The organism is Georgenia sp. SYP-B2076, from assembly GCF_003991205.1.
GTDB lineage: Bacteria > Actinomycetota > Actinomycetes > Actinomycetales > Actinomycetaceae > Georgenia.
Window position 1 is genome coordinate 66,181 of the sequence record NZ_RXOZ01000004.1, and the last position, 12,783, is coordinate 78,963.

Annotated in this window: 12 protein-coding genes; 3 read left to right on the forward strand and 9 right to left on the reverse strand. The window is 72.9% G+C overall.

Annotated elements, in window-relative coordinates:
* Window positions 1-29 precede the first annotated feature (29 nt).
* The gene (locus EJK16_RS02440; RefSeq protein ID WP_127125990.1) at window positions 30-872 is read right to left on the reverse strand and encodes an FHA domain-containing protein; all 843 of its coding nucleotides are present in this window, start codon (window positions 870-872) and stop codon (window positions 30-32) included.
* 138 nt (window positions 873-1,010) lie between these two features.
* Between EJK16_RS02440 and EJK16_RS02445 the strand changes: the two genes are divergently transcribed.
* Complete coding sequence (locus EJK16_RS02445; protein ID WP_127125992.1) at window positions 1,011-2,690, forward strand: ABC-F family ATP-binding cassette domain-containing protein; 1,680 nt, start codon at window positions 1,011-1,013, stop codon at window positions 2,688-2,690.
* A gap of 14 nt (window positions 2,691-2,704) precedes the next feature.
* On the opposite strand, the gene EJK16_RS02450 is transcribed toward EJK16_RS02445, so the two are convergent.
* Window positions 2,705-3,268: a YceI family protein gene (locus tag EJK16_RS02450; RefSeq protein WP_127125994.1), complete on the reverse strand. Its 564-nt coding sequence runs from the start codon at window positions 3,266-3,268 to the stop codon at window positions 2,705-2,707.
* A gap of 171 nt (window positions 3,269-3,439) precedes the next feature.
* On the opposite strand from EJK16_RS02450, the gene ald reads away from it, so the two are divergent.
* Window positions 3,440-4,555 carry an alanine dehydrogenase gene (ald, locus tag EJK16_RS02455; RefSeq protein WP_127125996.1) on the forward strand — a complete coding sequence of 372 codons (1,116 nt, stop codon included), beginning with the start codon at window positions 3,440-3,442 and terminating at the stop codon, window positions 4,553-4,555.
* Between the two features lie 159 nt (window positions 4,556-4,714).
* Here the strand turns inward: ald and purQ are convergent, their stop codons facing one another.
* From purQ to EJK16_RS02490, 7 genes are all read right to left on the reverse strand, one after another.
* Window positions 4,715-5,431: a phosphoribosylformylglycinamidine synthase subunit PurQ gene (purQ, locus tag EJK16_RS02460; protein WP_127125997.1), complete on the reverse strand. Its 717-nt coding sequence runs from the start codon at window positions 5,429-5,431 to the stop codon at window positions 4,715-4,717.
* A complete protein-coding gene (locus EJK16_RS02465) occupies window positions 5,431-5,688 on the reverse strand; it encodes a phosphoribosylformylglycinamidine synthase subunit PurS (RefSeq protein ID WP_127125999.1) in 258 nt (85 codons plus the stop codon). Before EJK16_RS02465 ends, purQ begins: the two co-directional genes overlap by 1 nt.
* Window positions 5,689-5,800: 112 nt before the next feature.
* Window positions 5,801-6,691, reverse strand: coding sequence for an ABC transporter permease (locus tag EJK16_RS02470; protein WP_240645731.1), 891 nt, complete (start codon window positions 6,689-6,691; stop codon window positions 5,801-5,803).
* Window positions 6,688-7,704, reverse strand: a complete 1,017-nt coding sequence (locus EJK16_RS02475; protein WP_127126001.1) for an aliphatic sulfonate ABC transporter substrate-binding protein — start codon at window positions 7,702-7,704, stop codon at window positions 6,688-6,690. Before EJK16_RS02475 ends, EJK16_RS02470 begins: the two co-directional genes overlap by 4 nt.
* A 62-nt stretch (window positions 7,705-7,766) precedes the next feature.
* Window positions 7,767-8,606: an ABC transporter ATP-binding protein gene (locus tag EJK16_RS02480; protein WP_127126003.1), complete on the reverse strand. Its 840-nt coding sequence runs from the start codon at window positions 8,604-8,606 to the stop codon at window positions 7,767-7,769.
* 333 nt (window positions 8,607-8,939) lie between these two features.
* On the reverse strand, window positions 8,940-10,052 hold the full coding sequence (locus EJK16_RS02485; protein ID WP_127126005.1) for an acyl-CoA desaturase: 1,113 nt from the start codon (window positions 10,050-10,052) through the stop codon (window positions 8,940-8,942).
* 172 nt (window positions 10,053-10,224) lie between these two features.
* Complete coding sequence (locus tag EJK16_RS02490; RefSeq protein ID WP_127126007.1) at window positions 10,225-11,139, reverse strand: phosphoribosylaminoimidazolesuccinocarboxamide synthase; 915 nt, start codon at window positions 11,137-11,139, stop codon at window positions 10,225-10,227.
* 182 nt (window positions 11,140-11,321) lie between these two features.
* Between EJK16_RS02490 and gndA the strand changes: the two genes are divergently transcribed.
* Entirely contained in the window at window positions 11,322-12,776 is a 1,455-nt protein-coding gene (gene gndA / locus EJK16_RS02495) for an NADP-dependent phosphogluconate dehydrogenase (protein ID WP_127126009.1), read from the forward strand.
* Window positions 12,777-12,783 lie beyond the last annotated feature (7 nt).

Below are 12,783 nucleotides of genomic sequence, written 5' to 3' on the forward strand. Positions count from 1 at the left end.
CCCGGGCGAGGCACCGCCCCGGCGAAGCGTCAGCCCGGTGCCGTCCCGGCGCGGGCCTGCAACGACGGGGGCGGCGGCGGGATCTCCGTGTCGATCCTCTTCTGGCGCCACCGCGCGAGGAGGTGCAGGGCGACCCCCGCGCCGATCAGCAGCAGCCCGAGTGCGGCGAGGGCCCAGCCCAGGTAGCCGGTCGGGAAGCCCGCGACGTCCCAGCCGAGGAGGCTCCCGGGACGCCCGAACCGGTCCAGCACGCCCCCCGTCAGCCCGGCGAAGGCGAGCGCCCCGGCGGTGAGCACCACGGACCCCAGCACGAACAGCAGGGCGCCGATCCAGATGAGGCGCCGGGACCTCGCCCTGGTCGCCGCGACCTCGCGCAGGAGGTCGGCGCGTCGCGCGACGACCAGCCCCGCGTACTCCTCGGGTCCCACGTCGGGAGCAGCCACGTCGGCCTCCTGGTTCGTCTCGAAGAGCGCCAGCGGGTCGGCCGACGCGCTCGCGGGCTCCGCCGCGGCGGCGTCGGCGCCGTCGGCGGCGTCGTCCAGCGTCCCGAACCGGAGGCGCACGTCCGCGAGGGTGATGACGTCCCCCGGGGCCACCTCCCGCCCGTCCGCCACCGACACGCCGTTGACGAAGGTGCCCACCATGGAGCCGAGGTCCTGGACGACGACGACACCGTCCTGGCGCCGGAGCGCGGCGTGGGTGGGGCTCACCTGCGGGTCGTCGAACCGGACGTCGCACGTCTCGGCCCGGCCGAGCACGAGGCGGTCCTGGGTCAGCAGGATGCGGTCCCCCTGGTGCGCGCCCCAGCTCAGCACGTCCACGTAGGGGGTGCCCGGCCGGTGCTCGGGCAGGGCGGCTTGTGACTGCGTCATCGCAACCCCTCCACGGCGAGGCGCCTGCGGCGTCCGCCTGAGAAAATTGTGCGCGCCCGGGGGCGGCAGCAACAGTGGGCCGGGCGCGATTCTTCTCGCCGGATCGTGGCGCCCGGGCGGCCCCGTACCCTTGCAGGCATGCCCGCCACCCTTCACGTCTCCGGCTTCGGCGCCGCCCAGGGGGCCCGGCAGCTGTTCTCCGACCTGACCGTCACCATCGCCCCCGGGAACGTGTGGGGGCTCGTCGGTGCGAACGGCGCCGGCAAGTCGACCCTGCTCACCGCGCTCGCCGGGTTGCCCGCCAGCGCGGAGCTCGAGGGCCGGACCACGCTCGCCCCGCCGTCGGCCACGATCGGCTACCTGTCCCAGGAGCCGGACCGCCGCCCGGGCGAGACGGTCCTCGCGCTGCTCCACCGCCGCACCGGTGTGGCCGGCGCGGCCGCCGCCATGGACGCCGCCGCGGAGGCCCTCGCCGAGCACCCCGAGAGCGCCGCCGTCGCCGAGACGTACTCCGAGGCCCTGGAGCGCTGGCTCGCTTTGGGCGGGGCGGACCTGGACGAGCGCGCCGCGGCCGTCGCGGCCGACGTCGGCCTCGGGGTCGACCTCGGCGCCCAGATGAGCACGCTGTCGGGCGGGGAGGCCGCGCGCACGTCCCTGGCGACCCTGCTGCTCTCCCGCTACGACATCCTGCTGCTCGACGAGCCCACGAACGACCTCGACCTCGCGGGCCTGGACCGGCTCGAGCGCTTCGTGCAGGCCTCCCGCGCGCCGCTCGTCATCGTCAGCCACGACCGCGAGTTCCTCGCCCGCAGCGTCACGGGCATCATCGAGCTCGACATCGCCCAGCGGCAGGTCACCGTGTACGACGGGGGCTACGACGCCTACCTCGCCGAGCGTGCGCTCGCGCGCCAGCACGCCCGCGAGGACTACGAGCAGTACGCCGGTCGCCTCGGGGACCTCACCGCTCGCGGGCAGATGCAGCGGTCGTGGGTGGACAAGGGCGTGCGCAACGCGCGCAAGAAGGCCGCCAAGGAGTCCGACAAGCACGTCAAGGCCCGGGCCGTCTCGCGCACCGAGAAGCAGGCGGCCAAGGTGAGCCAGACCGAGCGGGCGATCGAGCGGCTCGAGGTGGTCGAGGAGCCGCGCAAGGAGTGGGAGCTGCAGATGTCCATCGCGGCCGCCCCCCGCAGCGGGACGGTCGTGGCCACCCTCGACGGCGCCGTCGTCCGCCGCGGCGGTGACGCTCCCGGCCACGCCTTCACCCTCGGCCCGGTCACCGCCCAGGTGGACTACGGCGACCGCATCGTCATCACCGGCGCCAACGGCGCGGGGAAGTCCACCCTCCTCGGCCTGCTCCTCGGGCGCGTCGACCCCGACGCGGGCAGGGCCTCCCTGGGCTCCGGCGTCGCCGTCGGTGAGGTGGACCAGGCGCGGGCACTGTTCAACGGGACCGAGCCGCTGGCGCTGGCGTTCGGCCGCCTGCTGCCCGACTGGCCCGAGGCGGACGTGCGCACCCTGCTGGCGAAGTTCGCGCTGGGCGGGGAGCAGGCGGTCCGCCCGTCCTCGTCCCTCTCCCCCGGCGAACGCACGCGCGCCGCCCTGGCGCTGCTGCAGGCGCGGGGCGTGAACCTCCTCGTGCTGGACGAGCCGACGAACCACCTCGACCTGCCGGCCATCGTCCAGCTCGAGCAGGCGATCGAGTCCTTCCCCGGCACGGTGCTGCTGGTCACCCACGACCGCCGGATGCTGGCCGACGTCCGCGCCACCCGTCGGTGGGAGCTCGACGCGGGCCGGCTCACCGAGCTGCCCCTCGACTGAGACGGGGCGGCCGCCTACGCGGCTCGGTTCTCGACCTTGACCGCCGAGACCTCGAACTCCAGGGTGATCTTCTCGGAGACGAGGACCCCACCGGTGTCCAGCGCCCGCTGCCACTCCAGGCCCCAGTCGCGCCGGTTGACGCGGCGGGTGCCCTCGAAGCCCGCGCGCAGGGCGCCGTCGGCGTCCCGGTGGACGCCGACCAGGTCGAGCGGGACCGCGACCTGCTTCGTGACGTCCCGGATCGTGAGGTCCCCGACCACCATGTAGGTGTTCTCCTCGACCTCGTCCACGGAGGTGCTCCGGAACACGATCTCCGGGTACCGCTCGGCGTCGAAGAAGTCGGGGCTGCGCAGGTGCGCGTCGCGCTGGGCGTTGCGGGTGTCGACGCTGGCGGTCTTCAGCCGCACCGTCACGGTGGACCGCGAGGGGTCGCCGGCGTCGACGTGGACGAGCCCGTCGACGTCGTTGAAGGAGCCGCGGACCTTCGTCACCATCGCGTGACGCGCCGAGAACCCGATCCGGGTGTGGGCGGGATCGAGGATCCAGTCACCGCTGAGCTCCGCACCGAAGTCTGCCATCGGTCCCTCCTCGGTCAAGGCCCGCACCCGTGCACGACCCGCCTCGCTGGACTCTACCGCCGAGGCCCGCACTCCGGGCCTCTTCGGCCACGCCGGCACCGGGCCGCCCGTAGACTGCCAGCCCATCGACGGCGCAGCCGGCCGCCGACAACCGGTCACAAGGGTGTGGTTATGAAGGTTGCGGTCCCTCGTGAGGTCAAGGACACGGAGCTGCGGGTGGCGATCACGCCCTCCGGGGTCCACGAGCTGGTCCGGCACGGGCACGAGGTCGTCGTCGAGGCCGGCGCGGGCTCGGGCTCGGCCCTCACCGACGCCGACTTCGCGGCCGCCGGCGCCACGATCCTCCCCTCCCCCGACGACGTGTGGGCGGCCGGGGAGCTGGTGCTCAAGGTCAAGGAACCGGTGCCGTCCGAGTACCACCGCATGCGGGCGGGGCAGGTGCTGTTCACGTACCTGCACCTGGCGGCCGACCGGGCGCTGACCGAGGAGCTGCTGGCCCGCAGCGTCACCGCCATCGCGTACGAGACCGTCCAGCTGCCGGACCGCTCGCTGCCCCTGCTCGCGCCGATGAGCGAGGTGGCGGGCCGGCTGGCCCCGATGGTCGGCGCGCACACCCTCATGAGCGCCGAGGGCGGACGCGGCGTCCTGCTCGGCGGCGTCTCGGGCGTGTACGCCGCCAAGGTCGTGGTCATCGGCGCCGGGGTCTCCGGGATGAACGCCGCGGCCATCGCCATCGGGATGCAGGCCGACGTGCTGCTCCTGGACCGCGACATCGCCAAGCTGCGCCACGCCGACGCGATCTACCAGGGTCACTGCCAGACGGTCGCGTCGAACGCCTACGAGATCGAGCGCGCGATCTCGGACGCGGACCTGGTCATCGGCGCCGTGCTCCTCGCCGGCGCGAAGGCGCCGATGCTGGTGAGCAACGAGCAGGTGAGCCGGATGAAGCCGGGCAGCGTCGTCGTCGACATCTCGATCGACCAGGGCGGGTGCTTCGAGAGCTCCCGGCCCACCACGCACACCGACCCGACCTACCGGGTCCACGACTCCGTGTTCTACTGCGTGGGGAACATGCCCGGCGCGGTGCCGACCACGTCGACCTACGCGCTGACCAACGTGACCGTCCCGTACGCGCTGGAGCTGGCGGCGCTCGGGTGGCGGGGGGCGATGCGGGCCGACCGGGCGCTGGCGCTGGGGCTGAACACGCACGACGGCGCCGTCGTGTGCGCGCCGGTGGCCGCCGCGCACGGGCTCGAGGCCGTCGCGCTGGACGCCGTGCTCGCCTGACAGCTCCCTGGTGGTGCCGACAGGTCAAGTACTCACACGCGCGCGCCATGGCGCTGACAGGTCAAGTTCTCGCGCTGCGCGAGTACTTGACCTGTCGGCGCCCCCCTTTTTGCTTCACAACCTGTCGGTCCCCATTGCCTCACCAGGGAACGCGGCGTGTCACGCCCTGATGAGGGAGCCGAGCACCGAGGTGAAGAGCGCCAGGCCGTCGGTCCCGCTGCGCGGCGCACCGCCCATGTCCGGGCCGAAGCCCTGCTCGACGGCGTGCTCCGGGTGCGGCATCAGGCCCACGACGTTGCCGCGCGCGTTGCTCACGCCGGCGATGTCGCGCGCGGAGCCGTTGGGGTTGACGCCCTCGTAGCGGAACACCACCTGGCCCTCGCCCTCGATGCGGTCGAGGGTGGCCTCGTCGGCCACGAAGCCGCCCTCGCCGTTCTTCAGCGGGATGGTGATGACCTGGTCGGCCCGGAGGTCGGAGGTCCACGCGGTGCGGTCGCTGACCACGCGCAGCTGCTGGTCCCGGCAGATGAACCGCTGGTCCTCGTTGCGGATGAGCGCGCCGGGCAGCAGGTGCGCCTCGCACAGGATCTGGAAGCCGTTGCAGATGCCCAGCACCGGGAGGCCGCCCCCGGCGGCGGCGACGATCTCCGTCATGACCGGGGCGAAGCGGGCGATGGCGCCGCAGCGCAGGTAGTCGCCGTAGGAGAACCCGCCCGGCAGGACGACGGCGTCCACGCCGTGCAGGTCCGCGTCGGCGTGCCAGAGGGCGACCGGCTCGGCGCCGGCCAGGCGCACGGCGCGCTGGGCGTCGCGGTCGTCCAGGGTCCCGGGGAAGGTGACGACGCCGATGCGGGCGCCGCTCGCGGTCGCGGCCATCAGTGCGTGGCCCCCGCCTCGTAGACGCCCACGACGTCCTCGATGATCGGGTTCGACAGCGCCGTCTCGGCCGCCTTCCTGGCGGACTCGAGCAGCTCGGGGGTGACGGCACCCTCGACGTTGAGCTCGAACCGCTTGCCCTGGCGGACCCCGGTGAACTGGTTCAGGCCCAGCCGCGGCAGCGCCCCCGCGACCGCCTTGCCCTGGGGGTCCAGGATCTCGGGCTTGGGCATGACCTCGACGACGATGCGTCCCATTGCTGTGCTCCTGCGTGTGTCGGACGACGGCGCACCCAGGGTAACCGCTGCCGTCGGGAGGCCGCGGAGCCGTCCGCACCCGCGAGACGACCGCGCGCCGGCGCGGGCCCGGTCACGCCCACCTGGTGATCGCGCGCCGCTCGACGAGACCGAGGACGGCGTCCGTGGTCTTGCCGATGACGGCGAGCAGGACGATCGCCAGCAGCATCCGGTCCACGCGGCCGTTGTTCTGGGAGTCGGTGAGCAGGAAGCCCAGGCCCATGGAGGAGGCGAGCAGCTCCGCCGCGACGAGGAAGAGCCAGGACTGCGCGAGCGCGAGGCGCAGCCCGGAGGCGACGGAGGGGACGACCGCGGGGAGCTGCACCGTGCGGAAGAGCGCGAGACCGCGCAGACCGAAGGCCCGGCCGGCCTCGACGAGGTGGCGGTCCACGTGCCGCAGCGCCATCGAGACGGTGGTGAAGACCGGGAAGAACGCGCCGATGGCGATGAGGAGAACCTTGGAGTCCTCGCCGATGCCGATCCACAGCATGAGGAGCGGCACCCACGCCAGTGACGGCACGGCCCGGAAGGCCCCGATCGTCGGCGAGAACAGCGTCTCCGCCCAGCGGGACAGCCCCACGACAGCGCCGGCCGCGAGCCCCGCCGCCGCCCCGAAGAGGAAGCCGAGCAGCACACGCTGGGTGGAGATCACGACGTGCAGCGTGAGGTCGCCGCGGCCGGCGAGGTCGGCCCCGGCGCGCAGGACGTCGGTGGGGGCGGGCAGCGTGACCGGGTTGATCCACCCCAGCACCGAGGCGAGCTGCCAGGCGCCGAGGAGGAGGGCCGGGACGACGAGGCCGAGCAGCGCGTTCCGGCCGGGCCGGCGGCGACCCGCGGGCGCGCGGGGGGCGCTGACCGTGTCCTCGGGGTCGGCCCCGCTGGTGCCGCCGACGCCGGTGCGGTCGACGCCGGAGCGGGCACCGGTGCCGGTGAGCCCGACGGTCGTCAGGCGCGCATCGCTCACGACGCGCCGATCGTGGCCGGGTCGGCCTTGCTCACGAACGAGTCGTCGAGCAGCGCGGCGAGCGCGTCGTCGATCTTGGCCTGGCTCTCCACGTCACCGGTCTCGACGAACATGGGCCCGACGGTGGTGAGGACGTCGAGCTGGGCCTTCCCGGGGGCGGGGTCGACGTCGAGGTTGGTCCGCTCGATGACCGCCGCGGCGACGGACGGGTCGATGCCGGCCGCCTCGGCGAGGATCGTGACGGTCTCCTCCGGGTTCTCCTGCGCCCAGGCGCGGGCGTGCTCGTAGGCGTCGACCACGGTCTGGGCGACCTCCGGCTGCTCGGTGAGGAACTCCTCGGTGGCGTTGAGGAAGCCGTAGGTGTTGAAGTCGATGTTGCGGTAGAAGAGGACGTCGCCGCCCTGCTCGGCGGCGGCCATGATCGGGTCGAGGCCGGCCCACGCGTCGACCGAGCCGGAGTCCAGGGCCGCGCGGCCGTCGGCGTGCTGGAGGTTCTGGATCGTCACGTCGCCGGCGTCCACACCGGCCTCGGCCAGGGCCTGGAGGAGGAAGAAGTACGGGTCCGTCCCCTTCGTGGCGGCGACCTGTCTGCCGACGAGGTCGCCCACCGCGGTGATGCCCGAGTCCGGGGTTGTGACGAGGGCGGCCCACTCGGGCTGGGAGTAGATGTCGATGGTCCTGATCGGGGAACCGTTGGAGCGGGCGAGCAGGGCGGCGGAGCCGGCGGTCGAGCCGACGTCGAGCTCCCCGGAGCGCAGGAGCTCGTTGGCCTTGTTCGACCCGGCGGACTGGATCCAGGTGACGCTCACGCCGTCGTCCGCGAGCGCGTCCTCGAGCCAGCCCTTCTCCTTGATGACGAGGCTGAGGGGGTTGTATGTGGCGAAGTCGATGCTCAGCTCGCCGCCACCGGTCGCCGCGTCCTTGGCGGAGGCGGTGCCCTCACCCGGCACGCAGCCGGACAGGGCGAGGGCGGCGGCGGTGAGCAGGGCGGCCGTGCGGGCGGGGCGCTTCATGGTGGTCCTTCGGGTTGTCCGGGGGTGCCGGTGGCCGGGTGGTGGATGAGGGGAACGAACGGTCAGTGGTTGTGGCTGTCGACGCCGAGGCTCTCGAGCAGCGAGCTGCGCAGCGCCGCGAGCGCGGCGGAGCCGCGGCTGCGTGGCCGCGCGCCGGGGACGTCGAGGAACCTCGTCACGGTGGCGCCCTCGCGGCCCTCCTCCGCCCCGAGCACGATGATGCGGTCCGCCAGCTGGAGCGCCTCGTCGACGTCGTGGGTGACGAGCAGGACCGTCGTGGGCGACGCCGCGTGCACGTGCAGGAGCAGGTCCTGCATCTTCATGCGGGTGAGCGCGTCCAGGGCGCCGAACGGTTCGTCGAGCAACAGCACGCCCGGGTCGCGGGCGAGCGCCCGGGCGAGGGAGGCCCGCTGGGCCATGCCGCCGGAGACCTCGCGGGGCCGATGGTGCGCGAAGTCCGCCAGGCCTACCAGCTCCAGCAGCTCGGCGACCCGCTCCCGGCCCTCGCCGCGCGGGGTGCGCGCGGGCAGCCCCACCCGGACGTTGCCCTCGAGCGTCTGCCAGGGCAGCAGGCGCGGCTCCTGGAAGGCGACGGCGCTGCGCGGGTCGATCCCGGCCACGTCCGTGCCGTCGATGCGCACGGCACCGGCGCTGGGGGCGTCCAGCCCGGCCGTGAGCCGCAGCAGCGTGGACTTCCCGCACCCGCTGAGCCCCAGGATGGCGAGGACCTCACCCGGACGGACGTGCAGGTCGACGTCCCGCAGGACCGTGCGCCGGGCCGGTCCCTGCGTGAAGCTGCGGCCCACGCCCTCCCAGGCCACGGGTAGCGCCCTGCTGCCCGGCCGCCCACGCAGCACCGAGGCCTCTGGCGCCGGGCGCGTGGCCGTCAGCTCTGCGGTCATCTCGTCGCTCCTGCTCGCCTCACGGTGGCCGGTACCGCTCTGGGCCCGGCAGTGCAGGTGGGATCCTGTCGCGGCGGGGGAGGCGGGCGTGGCGCGGGGAGATTAAGTTCCGCGGAATGAGACGAAGCACGTCCGCAGGTGTCCCGGCGACCGCATCGTGGTCGCCCGCCGCGCCGCTAGGGCGGGCGACGCACGCCGAGGGCCAGCGCCGCTACGACAGACGGCGGGGCCGCGAACCGGCGCCGCGACGACGGACCAGCGGGCGCGAACCGGCCCCGCAACGACGGACGGCGGGGGCCGAAACCCCCGCCGTCCGTCGTCGTGCGTGCTGGCTCAGACGCGGTACTGCGCGGCCAGCGGGCAGGTCCACACGTCCAGGCCGCCGCGGCCGACCCGGTTGATGTAGGTCGCCACCGCCCGGTAGGACTGCCCGATCGAGGTCTCGGTGTACTTCACCCCGAGCTGGTCGCAGTACTCGCGCACCATGGGTGCGACCTTGCGCAGGTTCGGGCGGGCCATCGAGGGGAACAGGTGGTGCTCGGACTGGAAGTTCAGGCCGCCCATGAACGTGTCGACCCAGCGGCCGCCGGTGACGTTGCGGCTCATGAGCACCTGGCGGCGCAGGAAGTCGAACTTGAGCGTCGGCGGCACGATCGGCATGCCGATGTGGTTGGGCGCGAAAGACAGGCCCATGTAGAGACCGAAGACGGCGAGCTGGATCCCGATGAACGCGGCGGCCTTGCCCGGGGTGAGCACGAGAAAGACCAGCGCGAAGTACGTGACCAGGCGGATGGCGATGAAGCTCAGCTCGACCCACCGCCGCTTGACCTCACCGCGCCCGACGACCCGCTTGATCCCCTGCACGTGCAGGTTCACGCCCTCGAGCAGCAGCAGCGGGAAGAAGAAGTAGCCCTGCTTCGTGGCGAGCCACCGGGTCAGCCTGTTCGTGCGCGCCGCGGCGCCCTGCGGGGTAAAAGCCAGGACACCGGACTCGATGTCCGGGTCGGCGCCGAGCTTGTTGGGGGCGCCGTGGTGCTTGTTGTGCTTGCGCTGCCACCAGCCCAGTCCCATGCCGGCGAAGAGGTTGATGACGATGAGGGAGACCCACTCGTTCCACTTCCCGGAGACGAAGATCTGCCGGTGCGCGGCGTCGTGGCCGAGGAAGGCGATCTGGGTCATGAGCAGCGCGAGGACGACGGCGGTGACCATCTGCCACCAGCTGCTGCCGATGAGGACGAAGACGCCCGCGAGGGCCAGGCCCGCCACGGTCAGCCCGATCAGCTTCGACCAGTAGTATCCGTAGGCCCGGCGCATGAGCCCGGCCTGCTGGACGCGCTGCGTCAGGGTCGTGAAGTCGCTGATCTGCCGCTCGCGGGCGCTGCCGCGAGGATGCCCGCCGGCTCCGCCGGAGTCGACGTGACTGTGGGGGGTGAGGGTCTGGCTCATGGGCCGCCGCCTGGTGCTCGAGGGGGGGCACGACCGGGGCCGCACTGGCGGACACGGTCGTCCGCCTGCTCGAGTGTGGCATGGATAACCTGGCGGCGAAAGCGGAGGCTACGGTGACGTAGGTTTCCCTGGGACGTGGCGCAGGCCACCGGTCGCGGGCGGACCCGGCACGTCAGTCGAGAGTGCGGCCGGTGAGCTGCTCGTAGGCCTCGACGTAGCGCTCTCGGGTGCGCTCGACGACGTCGGCCGGCAGCGCGGGCGGAAGGGCCTCGCCCCGCCGGTCCCACCCGGAGTCGGGCGAGGCGAGCCAGTCGCGGACGAACTGCTTGTCGTAGCTCATCTGCGGCCGCCCGGGCGTCCAGTCCTCTGCGCGCCAGAACCGTGAGGAGTCGGGGGTGAGGACCTCGTCTCCGAGGACGATCTCGGGCTCCCCCGGCTGGGGCGACGCACCGAACTCGAGCTTCGTGTCGGCGAGCAGGATGCCGCGCGCCGCCGCGATCTCCGCCGCGCGGGCGTACACGGCGAGCGTGGTCTCCCGCAGCCGCCGCGCCACGGCCGTCCCGACGCGCCCGGCCGTCTCCTCGAAGGAGATGTTCTCGTCGTGCTCCCCCAGGTTCGCCTTCGCGGCCGGGGTGAAGAGGGGCTCCGGCAGCTTGTCGCCGTCCTCCAGGCCGGCGGGCACCGGGATCCCGCACACGGTCGACGTCGCGCGGTACTCGGGCATGACGGAGCCGGTGAGATAGCCGCGGGCCACGCACTCGATCGGGTACATGCGCAGCTGCCGGCAGATCATCGCCCGTCCCCTCACCTCGGCGGGCACGTCGAGCGAGACGAGGTGGCCGGGGACGACGTCGGCGAGCTGCTCGAACCACCACAGGGTCATCGCCGTGAGGATCTTGCCCTTGTCCGGGATCGTGGACGGCAGGACGTAGTCGTAGGCGCTGATGCGGTCGCTGGCCACGACAAGCACGACGTCTCCCCCCGCGTGGGCGGAGGCGTCCCGGGGCACGTACAGGTCGCGGACCTTGCCGGAGTAGGTGTGCGCCCAGCCTTCGAGGTCCGGTGCGGAACCGGCGTCGATGTCCATGCCGCCATTTTTGCAGGCGCTCCCCGGGCGCCGGCGGCCCCATCTTGGCAGGCGGACGCCCCGCCGCCGCGGCAGTGGCGTGCGTCTCACCGGCAACTCGTGGCACACAGCGGCGCCCAAACACCGCGTCGCGTACGGTTTTGGCGTACCTCGAGCACCACTCGACCCCTGGAGGACTAGACATGGCAAGCGAGAAGCCCGTCGGCACGGCGGACATCGGCGTCACCGGCCTGGCGGTGATGGGCTCGAACCTGGCCCGCAACTTCGCCCGGCACGGGCACACCGTGGCCGTCCACAACCGCACCTTCGCCAAGACCGAGAAGCTCGTCGGCGAGCACGGCGCCGACGGCACGTTCGTGCCGTCGGAGTCGGTCGCCGACTTCGTGGCCTCGCTGGCCCAGCCGCGCGTGGCGATCATCATGGTCAAGGCCGGCCAGCCGACGGACGCCGTCATCGACGAGCTCGCCGAGCACATGGAGCCCGGCGACATCATCGTCGACGCCGGCAACGCGCACTTTCCGGACACGATCCGCCGCGAGAACACGCTCAGGGAGAAGGGCCTGCACTTCGTGGGCATGGGCGTCTCCGGGGGCGAGGAGGGCGCGCTGAACGGCCCCTCGATCATGCCCGGCGGCACGCGCGAGTCCTACGACCGCCTCGGCCCGATGCTCGAGGACATCTCCGCGCACGTCGACGGCGTGCCCTGCGCCACCTACGTCGGCACGGACGGCGCCGGCCACTTCGTCAAGATGGTCCACAACGGCATCGAGTACGCGGACATGCAGCTCATCGCCGAGGCGTACGACCTGCTGCGCAAGGGCCTGGGCGCCTCCGCCGCCGAGATCGGCGACATCTTCGAGGAGTGGAACTCGGGCGACCTCGAGTCCTTCCTCATGGAGATCTCGGCCGACGTGCTGAAGCACACGGACCCGCAGACCGGCAAGGCGTTCGTCGACATCATCCTCGACCAGGCCGAGCAGAAGGGCACCGGCCGTTGGACCGTGCAGAACGGCCTCGACCTGGGCGTGCCCATCACCGGCATCGCCGAGGCGACGTTCGCGCGCGCCCTGTCCGGCTCCGTGCCCCAGCGCGACGCCGCCCGCGGGACCCTCCCCGGCAACGCCGGCACGTGGGACGTCACCGACCGCGACGCCTTCGTCGAGGACGTGCGCCAGGCCCTCTACGCGTCCAAGGTGGTCGCCTACTCCCAGGGCTTCGACCAGATCGCCGCCGCGTCGGCCGAGTACGGCTGGGACATCGACCGCGGCGCCATGGCCCGTATCTGGCGCGGCGGCTGCATCATCCGCGCGCGGTTCCTCAACCGCATCACGGAGGCCTACGAGCGCCAGGCGGACCTGCCCCTGCTGCTCGCCGACCCGTTCTTCACCGACGTCATGGACAAGGGCCTGGCGTCGTGGCGCCGCGTCGTGTCCCAGGCGGCCCTCAACGGCGTGCCCACCCCGGTGTTCGCCTCCTCGCTGAGCTACTACGACGGGATCCGTGCCGAGCACCTGCCCGCAGCCCTGATCCAGGCCCAGCGCGACTTCTTCGGCGCCCACACGTACCACCGGGTCGACCAGGACGGCGTCTTCCACACGCTGTGGTCCGGGGACCGGTCGGAGGAGAAGCAGTCCTGACCGACTG

Coding starts and splice junctions, on each gene's coding strand:
- EJK16_RS02475 (WP_127126001.1), bottom strand. CDS start 7,704: ATGAAGCGCCCCGCCCGCACGGCCGCCCTGCTCACCGCCGCCGCCCTC.
- EJK16_RS02445 (WP_127125992.1), top strand. CDS start 1,011: ATGCCCGCCACCCTTCACGTCTCCGGCTTCGGCGCCGCCCAGGGGGCC.
- EJK16_RS02465 (WP_127125999.1), bottom strand. CDS start 5,688: ATGGGACGCATCGTCGTCGAGGTCATGCCCAAGCCCGAGATCCTGGAC.
- gndA (WP_127126009.1), top strand. CDS start 11,322: ATGGCAAGCGAGAAGCCCGTCGGCACGGCGGACATCGGCGTCACCGGC.
- purQ (WP_127125997.1), bottom strand. CDS start 5,431: ATGGCCGCGACCGCGAGCGGCGCCCGCATCGGCGTCGTCACCTTCCCC.
- EJK16_RS02450 (WP_127125994.1), bottom strand. CDS start 3,268: ATGGCAGACTTCGGTGCGGAGCTCAGCGGTGACTGGATCCTCGATCCC.
- EJK16_RS02440 (WP_127125990.1), bottom strand. CDS start 872: ATGACGCAGTCACAAGCCGCCCTGCCCGAGCACCGGCCGGGCACCCCC.
- EJK16_RS02485 (WP_127126005.1), bottom strand. CDS start 10,052: ATGAGCCAGACCCTCACCCCCCACAGTCACGTCGACTCCGGCGGAGCC.
- EJK16_RS02480 (WP_127126003.1), bottom strand. CDS start 8,606: ATGACCGCAGAGCTGACGGCCACGCGCCCGGCGCCAGAGGCCTCGGTG.
- ald (WP_127125996.1), top strand. CDS start 3,440: ATGAAGGTTGCGGTCCCTCGTGAGGTCAAGGACACGGAGCTGCGGGTG.
- EJK16_RS02490 (WP_127126007.1), bottom strand. CDS start 11,139: ATGGACATCGACGCCGGTTCCGCACCGGACCTCGAAGGCTGGGCGCAC.